Origin of the sequence: Pseudomonas sp. MWU13-2105, assembly GCF_023242315.1 — a bacterium.
Taxonomy (GTDB): Bacteria; Pseudomonadota; Gammaproteobacteria; order Pseudomonadales; family Pseudomonadaceae; genus Aquipseudomonas.
On record NZ_JALLIY010000023.1, the window covers coordinates 38,672 to 63,589 of the forward strand.

A 24,918-nucleotide genomic window follows, 5' to 3' on the forward strand; every position below is an offset into this window, starting at 1 on the left:
GTATTGATAGTTTCAGACATTCCCCAACCGGGTGCGGATCCGTCCGCCCCCCAGGACATGACTCAAGCGTCGCCCGACAAGGGCCGCAAACACTCGGATTTTGCCTACCAGGCGGTCTATCGTTATCTGGTCAGCCTGATCAACGAAGTCGAGACCGATGCCCGGGTCAAGCTGCCGTCCCTGCGCCAGTTGGCCGAGCGCCTGAATGTTTCGATCTCGACCATCCAGTACGCTTATTCCCTGCTGGAAAAGGAGGGGCGGGTGTACTCGCTGGCCAAGTCGGGCTATTACGCGCTACCGGTTTCCGCGGCGTCGTTCGTCAGTGGCAGCGCCGATGTGCTGGAGCGCCTGTATGTGCATTCGCGGCGTCCCGGCACCCTGGTGCTGAGCAGTGATGAACCGGCATTGCTGCTGTCGCTGGACAATCCACTGTTGTTGCTCGAGCGCGAGTTGGTACGCCAGTACCCGCGCCAGCAGGCGCCACAGTTCCAGCCCTTCGGCGAGTTGGAACTGCGTACCGCCCTGGCCGTGCGCTATACCACCTCGGCCCAGCGCTATTGGCATGCCGATGACGTCTACATTGGCGCGGACTTGCGCAGCGTGCTGGAAACCCTGATGGCCGCGCTGAGCCTGAAACAGGCGACGGTACTGGTGGAGTCGCCCTGCGACTGGGTGATCCTGCGTCTGCTGCAGGCCGGCGGGGTCAATATCGTCGAGGTGCCGCTGCTGGACGATGGCGGTTTTGACCTGGCGGCACTGGAGCACTTGCTGCAGACCCAGCCGGTCAAGCTGTTGCTGATGTCTTCCGGGCTCAGCGTGCCCCGTGGCAGCCTGATGCCTCTGGCGCAGCGCGAGCACTTGGCGCGGTTGCTCGAGCGTTTCGGCATCTGGTTGCTGGAAAACGACAGCCACGGCGAGTTCGCCTTCGAGCCCGGCGGCCCGCGGATGCGTGATCTGGTGGACCCTGATCGGCTGCTGGTGTTCGCCAGCTTCGAGCGGATCATGGGCGCCGAGGCACCTTTTGGTTACCTGCTGTCCCGGCACCTGGGGGCGGAGCTGCAGCGGCATTTCCTGTTGCGCTCGTTCCGCATGTCGCCGACTCGGCAGAAGGCGATTGCCCGGCTCTACAGCAGCGGGCGGATCGACCAGCACCTGACGACCTTGCGCCGCCTGTTGCAGGAGCGCATGGCGCATATGAGCGGCCTGTTGCGCGAGCGCCTGGCCGACAGCCTGGCTTTCGTGCCGCCGCGGGGCGGGGCGACGGTATGGGCGCGGGCGACCCGGCCGGTGGACATGCGCAAGGTCTTCGAACGCTTGCTGGAGCAGAAAATCGTCATCGCCCCCGGTGAGTTGTTCAGCCTCCACGGCCTGCATCAGCAGCACCTGCGCCTGTGCAGCAGCGCCAATGGCCACCGCCACCTGGACCAGGCCCTGGGCGTCCTGGCCGATGCCTTGCGCCTGGAGCAGCTCGACTGAGACGCCCTTTGTCCGTTTGTATTTGCCAGGGGCGGGATGGCCTGTTATCTGTATGCATAACCAGCATTCGATAACCTTGGTCCTTCCTGCCCGTGACAACCCAGCCCCTCGACGATCCGTTCTATTACCTGAACAACTTCCAGCAAGTGCTCGACTGGTTGGCCGAGCGTTATGCCGATCTTCTGGATGCGCGGGAACAGGCCTTTATCAACGATTTCTCGTGCTTGCCCAAGGCCTCCCGGGCCTTGCTGGTCAGAATGGTGATGCGCAAGGGCGAGCACTTTCGTGCCGGCAAGCTGAACTATGCCGAAATCGGCGATCCCGAGTCGGCGGCGGCGCCGCTGCTGGCGCTGGGCTGGCTGCGCGATGAGGCGCCGCTGAGCCTGGCGCAGTTGTTCGCTGTCCTGCAAAAGGCCGAGGTGCTGCACGGCTTCAAGGCCGATATCATCCAGGCCAAGGCGAACAAGCCCGAGTTGTATGCGCAATTGGCCCGGCGCTTCGACGAGAGCCGGTCATTCGCCCAATGGTGCCCGGGGATTCCCGAGTCGCTGTACAGCCTGCAGGTGATGCCACTGTGCGACCGCCTGCGCTTGATGTTTTTCGGCAACCTGTACCAGGACTGGTCCGAGTTCGTGCTGGCGGACCTGGGTATCTTCACCTACGAAAAGGTCGAGTTCGGCAGCTCATCCCGCGGTCTGCGCAGCCGCGCCGACCTCGACGGCTACCTGCATCTGCACGCCGCTCGCGAAGCCCTCGAGGCCGGCGAGGAACCGCGCCTGATACAGCAACAGGTCAAGCAATTGGACACCGACAACCCCTGGCTGGAACGCCGCCGGGACAAGCTGTTGTTCCAGCTCGGGCAACAGAGCGAACGTTTGCAGGACTGGTCCGGCGCGCTGGCGATCTATAGCGCTTGCAGCCACCCGCCAGCGCGCCTGCGGCGGATCCGCGTGCTTGAGCGCCTGGACGAGTTCCAACCGGCCATGGACCTGGCATTGCAGGCGCGGGAGGCCCCGCACAGTGCCGAAGAACAGCAGCAGCTGTTACGCATCCTGCCGCGGCTGCGGCGCAAGCTCGGGCTGCCGGCCATTGCCCCGAGCACGCCGCTGACCGTTACCCGACTGGACCTGGTGCTGGTCAACGATTCGGCGCTGTCGGTCGAGGAAAGTGTTGCCCGGCACCTGCACGAGCCGCAGGCGCCGGTGCACTACGTGGAAAATACCCTGATCAACTCGCTGTTCGGCCTGTTGTGCTGGCCGGCGATCTTCGCGCCGCTGCCGGGGGCATTTTTCCACCCGTTCCAGAGCGGTCCGGCGGACCTGCATGACGAGGGCTTTTACAGCCGTCGCGCCGGGCTGTTCGCCGAATGCCTGGCACAGTTGGAGGATGGCCGTTACCAGCACGGCATTCGCAGCACCTTCAGCGCCAAATGGGGCCTGCAATCGCCCTTTGTGTTCTGGAACGTGCTGACCCCTGAGTTGCTGGAGCAGGCCCTCGACTGCCTGCCCGCCGAACATCTGAAACGCTGGTTCGAACGCCTGCTGCAGGATATCCGCGCCAACCGTGCCGGCATGCCTGACCTGATCCAGTTCCGGCCGGCCGAAAAAAGCTACCGGATGATCGAAGTCAAAGGCCCCGGCGACCGCTTGCAGGACAACCAACTGCGCTGGCTGGAGTTCTGCCGGCAGCACCAGATGCCGGTTGCCGTCTGCTATGTGCAATGGGCGGCGGAGGCGCCTTGACCTACCGTGTTGCCGTGCGCGCCCTGTGCGAGTTCACCGCCAAGGTCGGCGACCTGGATCTGCGCTTCACGCCGTCGCCCAGCGCCCAGGAGGGCATGCTCGGGCATCGCACCGTGGCGTCACGGCGAGGCGAGGGGTATCAGGCCGAGTTGCCGGTGGAGGGCCATTACCGTCAGCTCAAGGTCCAGGGCCGGGCGGATGGCTATGATCCGCGGCAAAACCTGCTCGAAGAAATCAAGACCTACCGGGGTGACCTTGCCGCGCAGCCGGCCAATCACCGGCAACTGCACTGGGCCCAGGCGCGGATCTATGCCTGGCTGGTCTGCCAGCAGTTACAGCTGGCGGAGGTGAACCTGGCGCTGGTCTACTTTGATATCGTCAGCGAAAAAGAAACCGTGCTGCGGGATACCTGGAGTGCCGCGCAGCTTGAAGCCTTCTTCACGCAGCAGTGCGAACGTTTCCTGCATTGGGCCGAGCAGGAGGCCGGCCATCGCCGGGCCCGCGACCAAGCCGCTCGGGATCTGGTCTTTCCCCACGAGGTTTTCCGTCCCGGCCAACGGACCCTGGCCGAGACGGTGTACAAGGCCGTCAGCACCGGGCGTTGTCTGATGGCCCAGGCGCCTACCGGGATCGGCAAGACCCTTGGCACGCTGTTCCCGATGCTCAAGGCGCTGGCACCGCAGCAACTGGACAAGGTGTTTTTCCTCACCGCCAAGACCCCGGGCCGGCAGTTGGCCCTGGACGCGGCGCAGGTCCTCTACCGGCGCTCCCCCGAGTTGCCGCTGCGGGTGCTGGAACTGGTCGCCAGGGACAAAGCCTGCGAGCATCCGGACAAGGCCTGTCACGGCGAGGCTTGCCCCTTGGCCCGGGGCTTTTACGACCGTCTTCCCGTGGCGCGGCAGGCTGCGGTCGGCGTGCCCTTGCTCAACCAGCAGGCGCTACGGGGCATAGCCCTGGCCCATGACATCTGCCCCTATTACCTGAGTCAGGAAATGGCCCGCTGGAGCGATTGGGTGGTCGCCGACTACAACTACTACTTCGACTTCAGTGCGCTGTTGTTCGGGCTGGCCCAGGCCAACCAGTGGCGGGTGGCGACACTGGTGGACGAGGCCCATAACCTGGTGGAGCGGGGGCGCCAGATGTACAGCGCGAGCCTCGATCAGCAGCTACTGAACAGCGTCCGGCGCAACCTGCCCGAGCCCTTGAAAAAGTCGTTCCAGCGCTTGAATCGTGAGTGGAATGCCCTGCACAAGGAGCAGATCAGCCCTTATCAGGCCTATGCGCAGGCGCCCGGCAAACTGCTGAATGCCATTGGCTTGTGCGTGTCGGCCATCGGCGACTACCTCAATGAACACCCGCAAGGCGTCGATGGTGAGCTCCAGGGCTTCTACTTCGAGCTGCTGCAGTTCTCCCGGGTGGGGGAGCTGTTCGACGAGCATTTTCTGTTCGACATCAGCCTGCGTGAGAGCGGCCAGCGGCGCAGCTCGCAGCTATGCCTGCGCAATGTGGTGCCGGCCGGCTTCCTGCGTCCGCGGCTGACGGCGGCGCGCAGCAGCGTGCTGTTTTCCGCGACCCTCAGTCCGCGGCACTACTACGCCGACTTGCTCGGCCTGCCGGCGGACACCGCGTGGATCGATGTCGAATCGCCGTTCAAGCGCGAACAACTGGACTTGCGGATCATCAGCCGGATTTCCACCCGTTACGTCCATCGCCAGGCGTCACTGGTGCCCATCGTCGAACTGCTGGCCGAACAGTTCGGCCAACGCCCCGGCAACTACCTGGCGTTTTTCAGCAGCTTTGATTATTTGCAGCAGGTGGCGCGGCTGCTGGCCGAGACCCATCCGGATATCCCGCTCTGGCAGCAATCGCGGCGCATGGAGGAAGGCCAGCGCCAGGCCTTTCTCGCGCAGTTCAGCGAACATAGCCAGGGGATTGGCTTCGCGGTCCTCGGCGGGGCCTTTGGCGAGGGCATTGACTTGCCCGGCCAACGGCTGATCGGCGCATTTATCGCGACCCTGGGACTGCCACAGTTGAACCCGGTCAATGAACAGATCAAGCAACGCATGGCCGTCCTGTTCGGCGCCGGGTACGACTACACCTACCTGTATCCCGGTGTGCAGAAGGTCGTGCAGGCGGCCGGCCGGGTGATTCGCAGCGAGCAGGATCGTGGCGTGGTGATGTTGATCGACGATCGTTTTGCCGAGGCCAAGGTCCGGCAGTTACTGCCGCGCTGGTGGCAGGCCTGATAGCCGCGTCGCAGCTCCGCCAGAGGGCGCAAACAGGTCGCCAACGCGCCTTGCACGTTCGGTGTCATGCGGGTGATCTCTAGAGGGCCAGATGACTGGTCGAAGGTGCCGCGAGGGCGATTTTTTGCCAGGCGTGCAAACCCGTGAGGGTGTAGATGTCGAAGATCCTTCGAAACCAGACCGTGTACTTTTCCGGTTCGGCGGCAATGCACCCCGGAATGTCGGACAGTGGCAGCCAGGCCCAGGCCAGGGCTTCATCGGGGTTGGCTACGGGAGGGGTGTCGCTGGTGCCGACGAACAGATGGTCGAATTCATGCTCGATCAGGTCGTTCGAAACCTGTTCCCGATAGAGCAGGGAGGCGACCTTCTTCAGGGGGCAGGTCAGGCCCATTTCTTCGAACAGGCGCCGTTGTGCGGCGGCGTGGGTCTGTTCGCCCTGGCGCGGATGGCCACAGCAGCTGTTGGTCCACAGGCCTTGCGAGTGGTATTTGCCAAGGGCGCGTTGTTGCAGCAGCAAACGGCCTTGCTCGTCGAAAATGAAGATCGAGAACGCCCGATGTCGCAGGCCCTGTTGATGGATGAACAGCTTGTGCGCGCTGCCGGTTTCGCAATCGTCCTCATCCACCAGAATGAGGGTTTCTTCCATGACTCGGACTCCGTGGTGTCGTTGTCACTGTACAGCACTGCAGAGCAGAATACGTTGAGAGGAACTCAGGTTTTCTTGAGTGGCATGGGGAGACGATAGATCGCGTCAGCCCAAGCGCAAGGGGCGACAGACATTCTGCTTGGCCGTTCGTCTAAAGCCGGCGGGTGCGCCTGGGAGGTTCACGGCAGGTCGTTTGGCGGCGCGCAGGGTGGTGGGGCGGAGTCGATTTCTTGCGCTCGGGCCCGAGCCCTGATGAAAGGGGCAAGACATTGAAGCACTCGATAAACCTCAGCTAGACTGGGCTAGGCTTCAAGCTCGTTCAGCTACGCAGAAGTCGTTTTCATGATACCGGCATTAATACGCTAACTACTGAACCTCGGGCAAGGAGCTCTGGATGACTGTTTATGCCGACAGAAAACAGGAAAGCAATAAACAGTTAGTCGCTCCTCAAACAGCAGAACGTGCCAAGTCAGCTTATCAGCTTGTAGACAATCGTCCGGCAGCCATTGCGCAGAAAACGCTGTGGCAAGGAGTCGCAGACAATAGCCAACGGGTCGAACAGTTGGTTTCCCGGGAGTTGGCAGATAATCGTAGCCCAGCCCGGCCGACGTCTCAGTTGTCGATACCGGCGAATCAAGCCCCTATTCAACGAGCCGTCTCTAGAAGCGGCACCTACACTGCAGCCGCCGCCCTTCGGACGGCGGCACAAACCCAACAGATAAACGCTGCCTGGAGCGCCCTGGATGGATTGGTCCCCCAGGCTGTTCAGGATGCGACTACCGGAGTGCAAGCGGCCCCTGCCAACCGAACACATTCGCAGAATGCATATGCAGCGAATCAAACCCCTGCGCTATGGGGGATGTGCGTAGAGGAACAACTCAACAACTTGGTCGGCGCTACATGGGATCAGCAAGTCAATCTCGGCGGTGCAAGGCCCGACTATGGTCAGGTGTTTGGCGGAATTCAAACATATGCTGATTTAACCACGGCGGCGCAGGCCGGCCCGGTTGGAAACCATATCACTGGAAAGCTTACCGCCATCAACCTGAACCCCGGGCTCGCCGTGGCTGCCGATATCACCTATGGTGGAGCACAAGGACAAGTTGCGCAGCTCCCGCAATGGCGAGAGGATACATTCGGTGCCCGTCAAAGACATAGGGCCTCTTCTGCCGGCAATGGTGACGCCGAATACAACCCCTGGGCAAATGATAATCCAGTTCCGAGCATGGAGCAGGTTTGGCAGTGGACCCAGGCGGAGTGTGCTACCTACGTGGCATCGGTTAATCGAGAAATACCGATTGAACAATTCAACTCAGAGTCGGAATCCGATATGGATATCGAATCGGATGCCGACTCAGGGAATGAAGAAGCCTAGGGAGATGATGCAGTCAATAGTATCCGCAGGCGGATGGCGGTTTTTTCCATCGTGTAACAGCGCAGCTACTCCTCCTCAGGCCGCACAGTCCGCCAGGCGTGTACTTGCACTTCTCCATTTCGCTCGTCATTTCCTTAACTGACAAGAGTTTCACCATCCCCATCCCCCGCAGAAAGCTGTTGTTCAGGTTCATGGGCGCAACCTCGATAGCAGACTAATCTTCAACGGCATAGGGCCAATGGCCATTGCCGCTGCGGAAGCGGACCCCTGGGGATAGATGAGTGAAGCACAGCAAGGCAACAAGCATTCTGCTGGCGGTTCTGGTACTGGGGCTTCTGACGGGGGGCTGGGCGCTTTATCACCGTTCGAACAAGCCCAAGGGCAAGCCGCCCGCGCCGGGCGATCCGGTGACGGCCGTCGCTGTCAAATTGCTGGATGTGCCGGTGTATATCGATGCCCTGGGCACGGTGACGCCGACCCGCAGCGTGACCGTGGTCAGCCAGGTCTCCGGCATTCTTTCCTCGGTGGACTTCAAGGAAGGCCAGCGCGTCGGCAAGGGCCAGGTGGTGGCGCGCATCGATGACCGCGCGCTCAAGGCCCAATTGGCCCAGGCCAAGGGCGTGCTGGCCCATGACCAGGCGGTGCTGGTCAATGCCCAGCGCGACCTGGCGCGCTTTCGCGAATTGATCAAGGTCGGCTCGGTCAGCCAGCAAACCCTCGATACCCAGGTTGCCACGGTGCAGGAGCAAGTGGGGACAGTGGCGGCGGATGACGGTGCGGTGCAGAACCTGCAAGTGCAGGTGAGTTACTGCACCATCATCTCGCCGGTCGATGGCGTCGTCGGCCTGCGCCTGGTGGACCCCGGCAACTTTGTCGCTGCAGGCAGCACCACGGGCATCGCGGTGATCACCCAGATGAACCCGGCCACGGTGGTCTTCGCGGTACCCGAGGATGATCTGGGCGCCATCGACCAGGCCATGGCCAAGGGCAAGGTCGATGTCCTGGCCTACGACCGTAACAAACACAACCTGCTGGCCAGCGGAACCCTGCTGGCCCTGGACAACCAGGTCGACACCGCCACCGGCACGGTGCGGGTCAAGGCGCAATTCAACGACAGCGGTAACGCGTTGTTCCCCAATCAGTTCGTCAATGCCCGGCTCAAGGCCGACACCCTGCAGCAGGTCGCGGTGGTGCCGACCCTGGCGATCCAGCACGGTAGCAAGGGCGATTTCGTCTTTGTGGTGCAAGGCAGCACGGCCAGCCTGCGCACGATCAAGAGCGGCCCGATCAGTGGCGACCTGACGGCGGTGCTGGAAGAGGGCGTGAAAGTCGGTGAGCAGGTGATTACCGAAGGGGCCGACAAACTGGACAACGGCTCGGCGGTCAAAGTGGTCAGCCAGTGAGTTCGGCAATGTCCCAGAAACTCCCATTGTGCCGCCCAGGTAGGCATTGCTGATGAACGTCTCAAGACCCTTCATCGAGCGACCCATCGCCACCACACTGTTGATGGTCGCCATCTTCCTGCTGGGGTTGCTCGGCTATCACTTCCTGTCGGTTTCGGCGCTGCCCGAAGTCGATTACCCGACGATCCAGGTCTTCACCCAGTACCCCGGGGCCAGCCCGGAGGTGATCAGTTCCTCGATCACCGCGCCGCTGGAACGCCAGTTCGGCGAAATGCCCGGCCTCAAGTCGATGGGCTCCACCAGTTCCAACGGTGCGTCGGTGATCACCCTGCAATTCGACCTCGCGCTGTCGCTGGATATCGCCGAACAGGAAGTGCAGGCCTCGATCAATGCCGCCGGTACCTTCTTGCCGGCCAACCTGCCGTATCCGCCGGTCTACAGCAAGGTCAACCCGGCCGATGCGCCGGTTCTGACGCTGTCGCTGACTTCCGCGGTCTTGCCCCTGACCAGGATCGAGGACCTGGCCGATACGCGCCTGGCGCAGAAGATCTCGCAGATTTCCGGGGTCGGGCTGGTGACCATCAGCGGCGGCCAGCGCCCGGCGGTACGGATCGAGACCAACACCTCGGCGCTGAACAGCATGGGCCTGTCCCTGGAGGATGTCCGCAGCGCCCTGGGGGCCGCCAACGTCAACCAGGCCAAGGGCAATATCGACGGTAAGTTCCAGGCGTTTTCCATCGGTGCCAATGATCAATTGCAATCGGCCGAGGAATACCGCGACCTGGTGATCGCTTACAAGAATGGCGCGCCGATCCGCCTGGCGCAGATCGCCACCTCGATCCAGGGCGCGGAAAACCCACGGCAGGCGGCCTGGACCAACGACACGCCATCGATCGTGCTGAATATCCAGCGCCAGCCAGGAGCGAACGTGATCCAGGTGGTCGACCGGGTCCAGCAACTGTTGCCCAAATTGCGCGCCAGCCTGCCGGGAACCCTCAAGGTCAGTGTGTTGACCGACCGCACCCAGACCATTCGCGCCTCGGTGACCGACGTCCAGTACGAGCTGGGGGTCGCGATACTGCTGGTGGTACTGGTGATCTTCCTGTTCCTGCGCAATATCCCGGCTACGGTGATTCCGGCCGTCACCGTGCCCTTGACCCTGATCGGCACCCTGGCCGTGGCTTATGTGCTGGGGTTCTCCCTGAACAACCTGACGCTGATGGCGCTGACCATTGCCATCGGTTTTGTGGTCGATGACGCCATCGTCATGATTGAAAACATCACCCGTTACCTGGAAGCGGGCGATACGCCCTTGCAGGCCGCGCTCAAGGGCTCGGCACAGATCGGTTTCACCATCATCTCGCTGTCGGTGGCGCTGATCGCGGTGATGATCCCGCTGCTGTTCATGGGCGATGTGGTCGGCCGGCTGTTTCGCGAGTTCGCCATGACGGTAGCGGTGACCATCGTGATTTCCGCGGTGATTTCCCTGACCCTGACACCGATGATGTGCTCGCGCATGCTGCGCAACCACTCCGGCGAGCGCCGTCCGGACTTTTTCGACCGGATCAACGGCTACTACGTGCGTGGCCTGGACTGGGTGTTGCTGCACCGTACCCTGACCCTGATTTCCATCGTCTTCACCGCGCTGCTGACCCTGCTCATCATCGTGATCATGCCCAAGGGCTTTTTCCCCGAACAGGATACCGGCTTGATCCAGGGGATCTCCCAGGGTTCGCCCAGCGTGTCGTTCCAGCAGATGGAGCGGCAACAGCAGAAGCTCGCCGCGCGGATTCTCAAGGACCCGGCGGTGGCCAGCCTGTCGTCCTTCGTCGGCATCGACCAGACCAACCCGACCATCAACCAGGGCAACCTGCTGATCAATCTCAAGGAGCGCGGCCAGCGCGACAGCGCCGCGCTGGTGATTCGCCGGCTGTCGGACGCCAATGCCGATGATTCCGGGGTGCGCCTGTATCTGCACAGCGTGCAGGACCTGACCCTCGACGCGACGATCGCGACCACCAGCTACCGCCTCGGCTTGCAGGCCACCGACCCGCAGGTCCTGGAGGAGTGGACCGCCAAGCTGCTTTCGGCCATCGCCAAGGATCCGATGTTCAGCGACGTGCAAAGCCAGGCGATGCAGTTCGGCAATCAGATCCAGATCAATATCGATCGCGCCACGGCCTCCCGCCTGGGCGTCACGCCCCAGGCCATCGATAATGTGCTGTACGACGCCTTTGGCCAGCGCCAGGTATCGACCATCTACACCCAGCTCAACCAGTATCACGTGGTGATGGCCAGCGACCGGCCACCGCGCAATATCGCCGACCTGCTGACCGGCCTGTATGTCGCCACCAGCAGCGGGGTCGTGGCGCCCCTGGCGAGCATGGCCACCCAGCAGGTGATTCGCAGCCCCATCACCCTCAACCGGTTGGGCCAGTTCCCCTATGCCGACATCTCCTTCAACCTGGCGCCCGGCCAGACCCTGGGCGCCGCCGTGACGCGCCTGGATCAGATAGAAAAAGACCTCGGCCTGCCCTTGACGGTACAGGCCAACCTGGAAGGCGCCGCCGCGACCTTCCAGTCCTCGCTGGCGAACCAGGTCTTCCTGGTGGTGGCGGCGATTGTCGTGGTCTACCTGATGCTCGGGATTCTCTACGAGAGCTTCGTGCACCCGGTGACCATCCTCTCGACCCTGCTCTCAGCGGCCCTCGGCGCCTTGCTGGCGTTGCAGGTCACCGGCACCCAGTTCGACATCATCGGCCTGATCGGCATCGTGCTGTTGATCGGGATCGTCATGAAGAACGGCATCATGATGGTCGACTTCGCCCTGGAGTTGCAGCGCAAGGACGGGCTCGACCCGGTGGCGGCGATTCGCAAGGCGGCGGAACTGCGCTTCCGACCGATCCTGATGACCTCCATGGCTTCGCTGTTCGGCGCGGTGCCGCTGGCCCTGGGCACCGGCATCGGTTCGGAGCTGCGCCATCCGCTGGGTATCGCGATCATCGGCGGGTTGCTGCTCAGCCAGTTGCTGACGCTGTTTTCCACGCCGGTGATTTTCCTGGCGATGAACCAACTGGAACGGCGCTTCGGCAAGCGGCAAGCCGAGACCGGGGGCTGATGCCATGAACATCAGCGCGCCGTTCATCCAACGCCCGATTGCAACCCTCCTGCTGGCGGTCGGCCTGGCCCTGTTCGGTTGGCTGGCCTTCCTGTTGTTGCCGGTGGCGCCGTTGCCGCAAGTGGACTTCCCGACCATCAGCGTGCGCGCCTCGCTGCCGGGCGCCGATCCGGAAACCGTCGCCACCTCGGTGGCCACGCCGTTGGAACGGCAGTTCGGGCAGATCGCCGGGGTGACCCAGATGACTTCGTCGAGCAACCTGGGCTCGACCCGCATCAACCTGCAATTCGACCTGAGCCGCAATATCGATGGCGCCGCCCGCGACGTCCAGGCCGCCATCAACGCCGCCCGCAGCAGCCTGCCCAGCGATCTGTCGGGTAATCCGACCTACCGCAAGGTCAATCCGGCCGATTCGCCGATCATGATCATCAGCCTGACTTCCGACAGTGCCACGCCCGGGCAAATGTATGACGTGGCCTCGACCTTGCTCGAGCAGAAATTGCTGCAAACCAGCGGGGTCGGCGACGTCACCGTCGGTGGCGGTGCGCTGCCGGCGGTGCGCATCGAACTCAATCCGGATCGGCTCAACCACTACGGCGTCAGCCTGGAGCAGGTGCGCGCGGTGATCACCGCCTCGAACGCCAACCTGCCCAAGGGCGCGCTGTCCATCGACAACCTGTCCTACGGGATCGGCGCCAACGACATGCTGTTCAAGCCCGAGGACTACGCGCCGCTGGTGGTCAAGCAAAGCAACGGCGATGTGGTGCATATCTCCGACCTGGGCTATGTCCGCGAGGATGTCGAGGACCTGCGCAACTTCGGCCTGTCCAACGGCCGGCCGGCGGTGCTGCTGGTGGTGTTCAAGCAGCCGGGGGCCAACGTCATCGAGACGGTGGATGCGGTCAAGGCTTCGCTGCCGTTCCTGCAAAGCTCGATCCCGGCTTCGATCAAGCTCAATATCCTGCTGGATCGCACCACCACCATCCGCGCCTCGTTGCGCGATGTGGAAATCAGCCTGCTGGCCTCGATTCTCCTGGTGACCCTGGTGACCTTCGGTTTCTTCCGCGACTGGCGCAGCACCCTGGTGCCGGCGGTGGTCGTGCCGCTGTCGCTGCTCGGCACCTTTGGCGCCATGTATTTCCTCGGTTTCAGCCTGAACAACCTGTCGCTGATGGCGCTGACCATTTCCACCGGCTTCGTGGTCGACGATGCCATCGTCATCGTGGAAAACATCATGCGCCACCTGGAGCGCGGCGAAACCCGAGTACAAGCGGCGCTGGCCGGGGCGCGGGAGGTCGGCTTCACGGTGTTGAGCATCAGTGTGTCGCTGATCGCGGTGTTTATTCCGTTGCTGATGATGGGCGGTATAGTCGGGCGCCTGTTTCGCGAATTTTCCATCACACTGTCGGTGGCGATCCTGATTTCGATGCTGATCTCCCTGACCGTGACACCAATGCTCTCCAGCATCCTGCTGCGCCCGAGCCAGGTGACGGGCTCGGAGCACGAGTATCCGGATTCGCGCTTCCATCGCTTCTATGACCGGACCCTGGGCTGGGTCGTCGATCATTCGGCGCTGATGGGGCTGCTGACCGTGCTGGTCATCGTGCTCGCCGCCGTGCTCTATGTGCTGGTGCCCAAGGGCTTCTTTCCCCAGGAGGACACCGGACGGCTGCAGGGCAGCATCATCGCGCCGCAGAGCATTTCCTATGCGGCGATGCAGGAGGCGTTCAGCAAGATTAACCAGACCGTGTCGAAGAACCCGAATGTGCAGACCGTCGGTGGCTTTATCGGGGGGGGCGGCGGGGGTGGCGGGGCGATCAACAGCGGCCAGATGTTTATTGCCCTCAAGCCGGTCGGCGAGCGCAAGGACCGCGCCGACCAGGTGATCGCCCAGGTGCGCAAGGCCCTCGGTGACCTGCCGGGGACCCGGCTGTACTTGCAATCGGCCCAGGACATCAGCGTCGGCGGCCGGCAGAGCGGGGCGCAATACCAGTACACCCTGACCGCCGATGACCAGGCCAGCCTGGATGAGTGGGTGCCCAAGGTCGTGGCCGTGCTGCATACCCTGGCGCAACTGACCGATATCAACACCGACCAGCAGGACAACAGCCTGCTGGCGAATATCAGCATCAATCGCGATACCGCCGCCCGCCTCGGGGTCAATATCGGCAATATCGACCAGACCCTCTACGACGCCTTTGGCCAGCGCCAGGTCTCGACCATCTACAAGTCGGCCAACCAGTACCATGTGGTGATGGAAGTGGCGCCGCCGTACTGGACCGATCCGCAGACCCTCAAGTCGATCTATGTCCCCACCGGGCCCCAGGCCTCCAGCCAGGCCGCAGTCGCCGCAACGCTGCCGGCGACCGCACCGAAGCTGGTGCCGCTGGCGGCTTTGTCGGATACCGGGATCCAGCGCACGGCGATTTCCATTGCCCACCAGGGCACCTTTCCGGCGGTGACGGCCTCGTTCAACCTGGCTCCGGGCGTCTCCATCGGCCAGGCCACGACGCTGGTGGAAAACGCCGTGGCGCAGTTGCGCATGCCGGCCAGCGTGGTCGGGCAATTCGCCGGCACGGCCCAGGTGTTCCAGTCGTCGGTGGCCAGCGAGCCGCTGCTGATCGTCGCCGCATTGCTGTCGGTGTATATCGTGCTGGGGATGCTCTACGAGAATCTGATGCATCCGTTGACCATCCTCTCGACCTTGCCCTCGGCCGGTGTCGGCGCCCTGATCGCCTTGCTGCTGACCGGCACCGAACTGTCGATCATCGCCCTGGTGGGGGTGATCCTGCTGATCGGGATCGTCAAGAAGAACGCCATCATGATGATCGATTTCGCCATTACCGAGCGGGTCCAGCACGGGCGCGGCGCCCGCGAGGCGATTCACCGCGCCTGCCTGATCCGCTTCCGGCCGATCATGATGACCACCCTGGCGGCCATTCTCGGGGCCTTGCCGCTGGTCCTGGGCAGTGGCTACGGTTCGGAATTGCGCCGTCCGCTGGGGATTTCCATTATCGGCGGGTTGCTGCTCAGCCAATTGCTGACGCTCTACACCACGCCGGTTATCTATCTGTGGCTGGACAGCGCTTCCGAGCGGCTGCGTCGGCGCGGCAAGGAGTCTTGAACATGATGACGGGTCGACGCGCCCCTTACCTGGTCCTGATGCTCAGCCTGGGCATCAGCGGTTGCATGGTCGGACCGGATTACCGGAAACCGACGCTCGAACTGCCGCAGACCTTCAAGGAAGGCGCGCAATGGCAGCGGGCGGTCGCCAATCCCCAAGGCGCGCTGGACAGCCAATGGTGGCTGGAATACCACGATCCGATCCTCAACGGCCTGATGCTTCGCGCGGCCACGGCCAACCAATCGATTGTCGCCGCCGAGGCGGCTTACCGCCTGGCCCAGGCGCAAGTCGCCGCGAGCCGGGCCGGGCTCTGGCCGACAGTGACCGCCGGACTGTCCGGTTCCCGCGGGGTCGGCAGGAGCGGCAGTACGACAAGCACCTCGAATGGTTCGGTCGAGAAAAGTGTCAGCGCCACCCTCGGTGCCAGTTGGGAACCGGACCTGTGGGGCCTGGTACGCCGTGGCATCGAGTCGAGCCAGGCCTCGGCCCAGGCCTCCGATGCGTTGTTGGCCGGCGTCCGCCTGTCCATCGGCGGCAGTGTCGCCAGTAATTACTTCGGCATCCGCCAATTGGATATGGATATCCGCTTGCTGGAGCAACAGCAGCGCATCAACCAGCAACTGCTGGACATGATCCAGACCGAATACACCCAGGGTACTGCGTCCAACGACCAACTGCTGGTGGCCCAGGACGAGTTGACCAGCGTGGTGGCCGCCTTGCAGACCTCGCAGCGTTCGCGCGAGCAGTTCGAGCATGCCCTGGCGGTGTTGGTGGGGGTGGCCCCGGCGCAGTTCAGCCTGGCACCGCTCGACAGCTTTGCCTTCAAGCTGCCGGCCACCCCTTTGAACCTGCCGTCCGGGCTGTTGCAACGGCGTCCTGACGTGGTCGCCGCCGAGCGCTCGGTGGCCGCGGCCAATGCGAAAATCGGCGTCACCGAGGCGGCGTTCTATCCCAATCTCGACCTGACGGCCCAGGTCGGTTACACGGGCAGCGCCCTGGGCGGCCTGTTCTCATTGCCGAATCGGATCTGGAGTGTCGGCCCGGCACTGGCCGAAACCCTGTTCGACGGTGGTGCGCGCACGTCGGCGGTCAAGGCGGCCGAGGCCAGCTATGACGAGGAGGTCGCGAACTATCGCGGCACGGTGCTCGGTGCCTTGCAGAACGTGGAAGACAACCTCTCGGCGCTCAATCACCTGCAGACCCAGGCCCAGGCCTACCAGCAGATCTACCAGCGCAACCAGCAACTGTTCGGCAGCCAGCAGGCCCAGCAGAAAGCCGGTACGGTCAGCCGGCAAAGTGTGCTGACCCAGCAACTGATCCTGTTGCAGACCGAGCAGATCCTGCGTGACACCCAGGGTCAACTGACCCAGGGCGCTGTCGCTTTGGTCCAGAGCCTTGGCGGCGGCTGGCAGGAGGAGCCTTTGACTAGCAAGTGACAGTGCGTGGCCTGCCGGTTTGGCGGCGACACGTTCGTTGCCGCTGGCCAGTCTCTGAAGCGCGGCGCGGTTGCGGTAATATGCCGCCCAAACAGGCCCGCCGCGTTCGATAAGGGTTCGTATGTCCTTGATTTTTTCTGCCCGCCGCCTGGTTCCCCTCGGTCTGCTCCTGCTGTTCAGCGGCTGTCAGCCGGAGCCGACAGCGACCCTCGACCAACAACTCTACATCTGGCAACGCCAATGGCGCCCGGCCCATGAGCAGGCGTTGGCCCAGAGTCGGGCGGATTTCTCGACCTTGCGGGTGCTGGCCCTCCAGGCCCAGCCCAAGGCCGGATGGAGCCGGGCGCGGGTGGATCTGGCGCAACTCGCGGCCGATGGCCGACCGGTGATCGCGGTCATTCGCCTCGACGGCCAGCTTCCGGCCCTGGACCTGGACATGGCGCGTACGCAGATCGTGAAGTTGCTGGCGGATTGGCAAGCGGGTGGTGTGATGCCCGTCGGGGTGGAAATCGACCATGACAGCGGCAGTGCACGCCTGCCTGGCTATACCGACTTCCTGGTCAAGCTGCGCGGCCGGTTGCCGCCGTCATTGAAACTGAGCATCACCGCCTTGCCGGCCTGGCTCGACAGCCCGCAGCTGCCGGCCTTGTTGCAGGCGGTCGACAGCAGCGTGTTGCAGGTGCATGCGGTGAACAACCCGAGGCTTGGCCTGTTCAACCCCGCGCAAGCCAGGGACTGGGCCGAACGTTGGGGCCGACTCAGCGACAAACCGTTTTACCTGGCACTGCCGGCTTATGGCGTGGCGTTGCTGGCGGACGACCAGGGCGGGCCGGTGGTCGAAGGTGAAGTCGCGCTGAACCGTGGCGGCGAGCGCCGCGAACTGTTGGCCGATCCGCAGCAACTGGCAACCCTGGCCCGGCAACTGCGGGCCAAGCCGCCGGCGCATCTGGCCGGGCTGATCTGGTTCCGCCTGCCGCTGCCCGGCGACCGCCGCGCCTGGAGCCTGACGACCTTGCGCGCGGTGGCCCGTGGCGAGGCCCTTGCGAGTCAATGGCAGGTTGCATTGTCGGTCCGCGAGGGCCTCTACGACATACGCCTGGAGAATCGCGGCAACCTCGACCGGCCGCTACCCGAGCGCGTGGTAGTGGACGTCGAGCAATGTGATGGCGTCGATGGCATCAACGGCTATACCTTGCAGCAAACCTCGAAGCAGCTCATTTTTACCCGCCAGTCCAGCGCGCGTATCGCCGCTGGCGGCCAACGCGCGCTCGGTTGGGCGCGCTGTACCCGAATCGATCAAGGAGCGTGGAATGTCTACCCGTAACTGGCCCCGGCACCTGCTGTGCCTGTCCCTCAGTCTGCCGTTATCGGCGCTGGCCTGCGGTCCGGACTTTCCCCTGCGACTGTTGAACGATCGGGCCCAGTCCCTGGCCGATCTGCCGGAAACCAACTTCGCCTTCGAGGTCAATCGTCTCGGCGAAGCCGTTGCCGGGCTGAAACCGGCGACCGAGGCCACGCTGACGCCGTACTGGGACAGCGACGACAACAGCAAGCCCTATCGCGAGCAACGTGACAAAGTAGAGGCCAGCGAGCTGCCGGAAAATCTGCGGGTCGAGGTGACGCGCCTGCGCGACCTGCAAGACCCGCAGCAGGTCGAAATCCAGGGTGCCGACCTGCCGGCTGAGCTGCGGCTGTATATCGCCGGTGCCGTGGCGTTCCAGGCCGGTGACGCACAGCGCGCAGCGGAATACTTCCGCCAGGTCCTGGCCCTGCCGGCCGATCAGCGCAAGTTGCGCAGTACCTGGGCCGCGTATTCCCTGGGGCGGGCGTTGGTCGCCCTGAGTGTCCAGGCCGAAGCGGGTGTCGAGACCCTGACGGAAAACGGCAAGGCTCCGGCGGCCACCAGCATTGAGCTGCAAGCCCAGGCCCGGCTTGCGTTCCAGCAGACCCGGGACTTGAGCGCCGGGGATTTCAGCGATCCCTTGGAGTTGGGGATTGCCAGCCTGGGCGAGGAAGCCCGGCTGTTCAGGCTCGACAATGACTGGAACCGCGCCATTGCGCTGTACGCCAGTCAGAGCAAGCTGGGCTCCAACAGTGGCTACACCTCGCTCAAGCAGATCGCCGGCGAGTTGGCAGGGCTACCGGATGACCAGCTGCGCAGCTTGCTCAAGGAGAAAAACGTCCAGGAGCTCTTGACCGCCTACGTGCTTAGCCGGGTCGGCTGGTTCTTCGATGAACAGCCGGAGCAGGAGCAGCGACTGTCCAAGGTGTTGCTGGCCAGTGTCGCCGGCAGCCTGGACAACGCCGATCGCCTTGCCGCCCTGAGTTACCAGAAGGGCGATTACACCGCAGCCAGGGCCTTTGTCGAACACGCCGGCGACGGTGGTCTGGCATGGTGGGTGCGGGCCAAGCTGGCATTGCGCGATGGCGACAAGGTCCAGGCCGCGGTCGCCTATGCCAAGGCGGCCCAGGCATTCCCCAAGGATGAAGCCTGGGGCTCGCGACGGGCGGCGGACTGGAGTTTCGAAACCGTTCAGCCCGGCTGCCGGGTCCAGGGCGAAAGCGCGATCCTGGCACTGGACCGTGGCGACTACCTGCAAGCGTTCGACCAGCTTTACCGCAGCCAGGATATCTATTGGCTGGATGCCGCGACCGTGGCCGAGCGGGTACTGACACTCGATGAACTGAAAACCTATGTCGATGCCCATGTGTCCGCGCCGCCGGCGGCCAGGCCCGAGGACAAGGACAATTACGTACGACGTCCGGTGGCCGCGCGGTTGCGCGAGCTGCTTGCGCGGCGTCTGTTGCGCGAGGGGCGCTACGATGAGGCGCCGAAGTACTTCGACAGTCCCGAATTACAGGCCACGGCGCGGGACTATGCCCGTGATCGGCAGCAGGCCGTGTCGCGCTGGACCGCCACGGGACGCGCCGAGTCGCTGTTTGCCGCCGCCACCCTGGCGCGCAAGTCGGGCATGGAGCTCCTCGGCTACGAGATGGCGCCGGATTACCGCTCCCTGGATGGTTACTACAGCCTGGAGACGCCGCCGTTGCAACCAGCAGCGTTTCTGCAGAGCGCGGAAATCCAGCGGCAGCAGGCCACGGTGGCCAAGCCCGACCGGCGTTATCACTATCGCTGGGTGGCGGTGGACCTGGCCAGCCAGGCCGCCGATCAGTTGCCCCACGGCAGCCAGGCGTTCGCCGCCGTGTTGTGCAAGGCGGCGGGCTGGGTGGCCGGGAGTGACGAGGAAATCCAGCTTTACCAGCGTTATGTCGAGCAAGGACCGTACGTGAGTTGGGCGAAGAATTTTGGCCAGCAGTGTCAGGAACCGAACTTTGACCAGGCCAACAGGCGTTACCTGACCCAGCCCTTGAACGCCATGCGTTCGGCCTTGCGGCCTTACAAGGCGCTGCTGGTGGTGGCGGCTCTGGCGGTGTTGGCTGGCTTGGCGGTCCTGTGGCGGCGTCGGCGTAAAGCGAAGCGCTGAGGCAAGGTGGGCCAAGGCGTGCTATTGCTTAGGGATAGATCGCCTTGAACCCTTCATGAAGTAGCGGCCCTGGAACTTCATCTATTGCCCACAGAACCAAGAGGTGACGATATGCCGGTCAAGCACGATTTGCTCGCGGACCTGAAGTTGGATAAAGAGGCGCTTGCGCAGCATAGGAGCAAGGACCCCAGGCTCAACCAATTGCTTGATCAGTACGACGATATCGACAAGGAAGTGCTGGCGGCCGAGTCGGCCCAGGCGGCGGATGATCCGTTGAGAACGCTGAAGGAACGGCGACTGAAAGTGAAGAACCAGATTGTCGAGCGTCTCCAGGCGCTTTGATCCTTGTAGGAGCGGGCTTGTCGGGGCGCCACGTCGCCGCGACAAGGCCAGCCTGGCAGCGTCGATCCGGGCGCCATCGTCAATAGGAGCGTTAATGCGCACTGTGATTCGTTACTCGCTTACCGCCTGCGCGTTGCTCGGCAGCCTGGCCGGACCGCTGGCCTGGGCGGCCGGACCGATCCCGATCAAGCCCAAGGTCATGTTGATCACCATGTTCGCGCCGGAAGCGCAGACCTGGATCGAGCGCCTGGCACTCAAGCAGGAAATCCCGGTGCCAGGCCTCAGCGCCGAATACCCGAACATTCACTGCAACGACCAGGACACTTGTCTGCTGGTGACCGGCATGGGCCAGACCAACGCTGCCGCCTCGACCCTGGCCCTGGCGTTGTCGCCGCAGTTCGACCTGCGCCAGTCATATTTCCTGATTGCCGGCATTGCCGGGATCAACCCCCATCAAGGCACCATTGGCACGGCGGCCTGGGCCCACTATCTGGTGGAGTTCGGCACCCAGTGGGAACTGGACTCGCGCGATGCACCGAAAGACTGGCCCACCGGCTATATCGGTATCAACACCCGGGGCCCGAACGAGAAGCCGCCGTTGGACTACAAGACCGAAGTCTTCGAACTCAACCCCAGGTTGCAGGCCAAGGCCTTTGCCCTGTCGCATCAGGTGACCTTGAGCGAGAGCAAGGAATCCGCGGCCTGGCGGCTCAAGTACCCTTACGCCCCGGCCAACCAGCCACCGGTTGTGACCCAGTGCGACAGCCTGGCGGGCAATACCTGGTTTTCCGGAACGCGCCTGAGTGAACGGGCCGAGGTCTGGACCCGCTTGCTGACGGACAACAAGGGCGTCTACTGCACCACCCAGCAGGAAGACAACTCCACCTACGAAGCCCTGCTGCGGGCGAGCAAGGCCGGGCGGGTGGATATCAACCGCCTGGCCGTGGTGCGGGCCGGCTCGGATTTCGACCGGCCGTATCCTGGCTACAGCGAAGTCGACAACCTGCTCAAGTACGCCGACCAGGGCGGTTTTGTCCCGGCCCTGGAGAACTTGTACCGGGCGGGCAATCCGTTGCTGCAGGCGATTCTTGGCAATTGGCCGGCCTGGGAGCAGGGCGTTCCGCAGAACTGAGTACTCGCTGGGGTGTCAATGCTAAGCTTGGCTCCCACCGTTCGCCCGGAGACAACCCCGACCATGCTCAAACCCCTGGCCCTGGCCTTGCTGTTGGCGTGCACCGTGTCGACGGCGCAGGCCGAATTGCTCGCCGATATGCCGTTGACTTACCAGGCGCAGGCGAGTGCCGATAGCCGTGACCAGCCGTTGGTGATCTTCCTGCACGGTTACGGCAGCAACGAGGATGATCTGTTCGGGATCAAGGACGATCTGCCGGCCAACTACACCGTGCTCTCGGTACGCGGGCGCCTGGAAGTGAGGCAGGGGGCCTACCAGTGGTTCCACCAGAAGAGCAGGGCGCCGCAGTACGACGGCGAAAGTGAAGATCTGCGCCTGAGCGCCGAAGCCATCAGTGACTTTGTCACCCGGGTCACCGAGAAATACCACACCCAACCTGACAAGGTATTCCTGGTCGGCTTCAGCCAGGGGGCGATGATGACCTACGAGGTCGCGCTCCGGCGTCCCGAACTGCTGCGTGGTATCGCCCCCCTCAGCGGCAGGCTGCTGCCGGTGCTGCGCACGGAACTCAAGGGCGGGCCGAGGTACGCCGGGTTGAAGGTCTTTATCGGTCACGGCACCGCCGATCCGCAGGTGCCTTACACCGGTGCGACCGAGGCCCTGGGCGTATTGCAGGGTTTGTCCATCGAACCGCAGTTTCACTCCTATCCTGGCGTCGGCCACACCATCAGCGCTACTGAGGTCTACGACCTGAAAAACTGGATCAACGCCTCGTTGAAACACTGACGGAGTGCTGTTTTCCCTATTGCACCGGCTTGACCGAGCGGGGGGCGCAGCCCTGTAGGCGAAGTGTTACCCGGATACCTTGCTTCACCTTTTTGGCGCGCCGCTGCGCGTTTTTGTAGCACTCAGCCGTTACGCGATCCCCTCCCGAGAACCTCGGGTTCTGGCAAAAAACCACTCCTGTCAATGTCTTGAGTTCATGCCAAGGAAATTGGCATGACTTGTGCCTTTTTGTATTCATGGATAATTGGATACAAAAAGACAAAGGTGCTAGCCATGCAATTTGCCCCTGCCTACGTTGAACGTCAGCCCCAGACCGCTGAAGAAGAGGCTTATACCTTTCTGCTGGAAGCGATTTGCCGCGGGCGCTACCGCAAAGGCGACCGGCTGATCGCCGAGGACATTGCCAGCGAGATCGGCATGAGCCGGATGCCGGTGCGCGAGGCCTTTCGCCGCCTGGACGCGCAAGGCCTGGTGACCTTGCGGCCCAATCGCGGGGCGATTGTCAGTGGCCTGGAGTTCGATGAGCTGCAGGAAGTCTTCGATATGCGCAGTGCCCTCGAAGGCCTGGCGATCCGCGTGGCCGTGCCGAGGATCGGCGAGCGTCAGTTGGCGACCCTGGAGCGCATGCTCGACGCGATGGATGACTACCGCGACGAAAGCGCCGAGTGGGTCAGCCGGCATCGGGCCTTCCACGAATACCTGTGCAGTCTCAGCGGTCGGCCGCGGTTGATGAAGCAGATAACAGCCCTGTATTCGCTGATTGAGGCGCCCATGCGCCTGTGGCTGCAACACAGTGAAAAACCCTTGAGCGCCCGCCAGGAGCACGCGGTGATCCTCGACGCGATTCGCGCGGGGGATGCCGGGCACGCCGAAACCGTGGTGCGCCAACATATCGAAGGCACGGTGCCGGCACTGATCAGCTTTCTACAAGCGGAAAAATAGAACCGGGCTCAAGCCCGGCGGTGTTTTGACTTCAAGAACTGCCCCGTTATCAACGAACAGGAGTGTCTGGTCATGCATAAACCTCGCGTGTTGCTTGTCGCTGTATCCCTGGCTCTGCTGGCGCAGGGGGCGATGGCCGCGCCCCAGGTGCCGGAGCGTTTGCAGAAGGTCGAAAAACTGACCTATTGCTCGGGCATGGACTCCCCCCCGCTGGTGTCGTTCGACGAAGCCCAGAAGCCGAAGGGCCTGACCGTTGACCTGGGCCTGGAAATCGCCAAGCGGTTGGGCAATAAAACCGTGCAATGGCGAGTGATTCCCTTCTCCGGGCTGCTGCCGGCACTGCTGGCGCAGCAATGCGACATGATTGTCGACCAACTGTTCGACAAGCCCGAACGGCGGCAGGTGATCGACATCGTCAACTACATGTATTCCAGCCAGTCGGTGGTGGTACCCAAGGGCAACCCCAAGCAGATCAAGGCCCTGGACGATCTCTCCGGGCACAAGGTGGCGGTGCTCAACGGCTCGACCATCAAGACCCTGCTCGACGCGGAGAACGAAACCCTGGTCAAGGCCGGCAAGACGCCGATGAAGCTGGTGGTCTACAACACCGATACCGACGCCTTCCAAGCCCTGCGCATCAGCCAGGTCGACGCCTACGGCACCACCGTGGAAACAGCCGGTTACTACGCCGCCATGGCCCCCGAGCTGTTCGAGGAGGGCGTGCCGGCCTTCAGCCGGATTCTCACCGGCCTCGGGATTCGCAAGGACGATCCGCAACTGAGCAAGGCGGTGCAGCAGATCGTCAGTGATATGCGTGGCGACGGCAGCTACGCCCAGTTGCTGGGCAAATGGCATGTTGCCAGCGACACACTCGACTGAGGCGGGCACTCGATGAATTTCAATTGGGGCGTGTTCTGGCAGTACCTGTTGCAGCCCAGTGGGGTGTACCTCACCGGGCTCTGGCTGACCTGCCTGATCAGTGTACTGGCGATGTCGCTGGGCTGTGTGCTGGGGTTGGCGGCGGCGTTGCTGCGCCTGTCGCGCAATCCCTTGCTGCACCTGCCGGTGCGGTTTTACGTGTGGTTGATGCGTGGCACGCCGCTGCTGGTGCAGATCGTCTTTCTCTACACCGCGTTGGCTGCCGGCGGGATCTTCCGTTTCGAAGATCTGGAACTGTTCGGCCTGGTGGTGCCGGGCAGTATCCAGGCGGCGATCATAGCCCTGGGCCTGAACGAAGGCGCCTATATGGCCGAGATCATCCGCGCCGGGATCGGCGCCGTGGACAAGGGCCAGTACGAGGCCGGACGTTCGCTGGGCATGACTTTCGGCAAGCTGATGCGGCGCATCGTCCTGCCCCAGGCGTTCCGGGTCATCGTTCCGCCGCTGGGCAACGAGTTCAACGTGATGCTCAAGAACACCACGCTGGTCAGCGTGATCGGCGTGCAGGAGTTGTTGCTGAGCACGCAGATGGTGACCTCGGCGACATTCCGGGTATTCGAGTTGTACCTGGTGGTCGCGATCTACTTCCTGCTGTTGACCACCCTCTGGGGTTTCTTCCAGCGCTGGCTGGAGGCGCGCTTCGGCCAGTCTGATCGACCGGCGCCACCAGGCGCCGGTAGCCGCCTGTTCGGTCGCGGCACCCTGAAAATGCTGCGGGGACGTTAA

Annotated in this window: 17 protein-coding genes; 16 read left to right on the top strand and 1 reads right to left on the bottom strand. The window is 63.3% G+C overall.

What is annotated here, in order from left to right:
* Window positions 1–57 precede the first annotated feature (57 nt).
* The 3 genes from M5B96_RS28025 (at window position 58) to M5B96_RS28035 (ending at window position 5,464) form a co-directional block, all read left to right on the top strand.
* Window positions 58–1,476, top strand: a complete 1,419-nt coding sequence (locus tag M5B96_RS28025) for a PLP-dependent aminotransferase family protein (protein WP_248800171.1) — start codon at window positions 58–60, stop codon at window positions 1,474–1,476.
* A 92-nt stretch (window positions 1,477–1,568) separates the two neighbouring features.
* On the top strand, window positions 1,569–3,218 hold the full coding sequence (locus tag M5B96_RS28030; RefSeq protein WP_248800172.1) for a VRR-NUC domain-containing protein: 1,650 nt from the start codon (window positions 1,569–1,571) through the stop codon (window positions 3,216–3,218).
* Window positions 3,215–5,464: an ATP-dependent DNA helicase gene (locus tag M5B96_RS28035; protein WP_248800173.1), complete on the top strand. Its 2,250-nt coding sequence runs from the start codon at window positions 3,215–3,217 to the stop codon at window positions 5,462–5,464. The genes M5B96_RS28030 and M5B96_RS28035 overlap by 4 nt, the downstream gene beginning before the upstream one ends.
* A gap of 79 nt (window positions 5,465–5,543) precedes the next feature.
* Here M5B96_RS28035 and idi read toward each other — a convergent pair whose 3' ends face one another.
* A complete protein-coding gene (gene idi / locus M5B96_RS28040; RefSeq protein ID WP_248800174.1) occupies window positions 5,544–6,110 on the bottom strand; it encodes an isopentenyl-diphosphate Delta-isomerase in 567 nt (188 codons plus the stop codon).
* Between the two features lie 394 nt (window positions 6,111–6,504).
* Here idi and M5B96_RS28045 point away from each other — a divergent pair, with 394 nt between their 5' ends.
* The 13 genes from M5B96_RS28045 to M5B96_RS28105 all read left to right on the top strand — a co-directional run bounded on the left by M5B96_RS28045 (window position 6,505) and on the right by M5B96_RS28105 (window position 24,918).
* Entirely contained in the window at window positions 6,505–7,485 is a 981-nt protein-coding gene (locus M5B96_RS28045) for a hypothetical protein (protein WP_248800175.1), read from the top strand.
* A gap of 320 nt (window positions 7,486–7,805) precedes the next feature.
* A complete protein-coding gene (locus M5B96_RS28050; protein ID WP_248800240.1) occupies window positions 7,806–8,888 on the top strand; it encodes an efflux RND transporter periplasmic adaptor subunit in 1,083 nt (360 codons plus the stop codon).
* Window positions 8,889–8,940: 52 nt separating this feature from the next.
* The gene (locus M5B96_RS28055) at window positions 8,941–12,006 is read left to right on the top strand and encodes an efflux RND transporter permease subunit (RefSeq protein WP_248800176.1); all 3,066 of its coding nucleotides are present in this window, start codon (window positions 8,941–8,943) and stop codon (window positions 12,004–12,006) included.
* A gap of 4 nt (window positions 12,007–12,010) precedes the next feature.
* The gene (locus tag M5B96_RS28060; protein WP_248800177.1) at window positions 12,011–15,130 is read left to right on the top strand and encodes an efflux RND transporter permease subunit; all 3,120 of its coding nucleotides are present in this window, start codon (window positions 12,011–12,013) and stop codon (window positions 15,128–15,130) included.
* A 2-nt stretch (window positions 15,131–15,132) separates the two neighbouring features.
* Window positions 15,133–16,566 carry an efflux transporter outer membrane subunit gene (locus M5B96_RS28065; protein ID WP_248800178.1) on the top strand — a complete coding sequence of 478 codons (1,434 nt, stop codon included), beginning with the start codon at window positions 15,133–15,135 and terminating at the stop codon, window positions 16,564–16,566.
* A 121-nt stretch (window positions 16,567–16,687) separates the two neighbouring features.
* Entirely contained in the window at window positions 16,688–17,890 is a 1,203-nt protein-coding gene (locus tag M5B96_RS28070) for a DUF3142 domain-containing protein (protein ID WP_248800179.1), read from the top strand.
* The gene (locus M5B96_RS28075) at window positions 17,877–20,051 is read left to right on the top strand and encodes a hypothetical protein (RefSeq protein WP_248800180.1); all 2,175 of its coding nucleotides are present in this window, start codon (window positions 17,877–17,879) and stop codon (window positions 20,049–20,051) included. Before M5B96_RS28070 ends, M5B96_RS28075 begins: the two co-directional genes overlap by 14 nt.
* Before the next feature lie 111 nt (window positions 20,052–20,162).
* On the top strand, window positions 20,163–20,393 hold the full coding sequence (locus M5B96_RS28080) for a hypothetical protein (protein WP_248800181.1): 231 nt from the start codon (window positions 20,163–20,165) through the stop codon (window positions 20,391–20,393).
* Between the two features lie 94 nt (window positions 20,394–20,487).
* A complete protein-coding gene (locus M5B96_RS28085; RefSeq protein WP_248800182.1) occupies window positions 20,488–21,525 on the top strand; it encodes a purine-nucleoside phosphorylase in 1,038 nt (345 codons plus the stop codon).
* A 63-nt stretch (window positions 21,526–21,588) separates the two neighbouring features.
* Window positions 21,589–22,311 (top strand): alpha/beta hydrolase, encoded by a 723-nt coding sequence (locus M5B96_RS28090; protein ID WP_248800183.1) that lies wholly within the window; start codon window positions 21,589–21,591, stop codon window positions 22,309–22,311.
* Between the two features lie 273 nt (window positions 22,312–22,584).
* Entirely contained in the window at window positions 22,585–23,253 is a 669-nt protein-coding gene (locus M5B96_RS28095) for a GntR family transcriptional regulator (protein WP_248800184.1), read from the top strand.
* A 72-nt stretch (window positions 23,254–23,325) separates the two neighbouring features.
* Window positions 23,326–24,132 (top strand): ABC transporter substrate-binding protein, encoded by an 807-nt coding sequence (locus tag M5B96_RS28100; protein ID WP_248800185.1) that lies wholly within the window; start codon window positions 23,326–23,328, stop codon window positions 24,130–24,132.
* 12 nt (window positions 24,133–24,144) lie between these two features.
* A complete protein-coding gene (locus M5B96_RS28105; RefSeq protein ID WP_248800186.1) occupies window positions 24,145–24,918 on the top strand; it encodes an amino acid ABC transporter permease in 774 nt (257 codons plus the stop codon).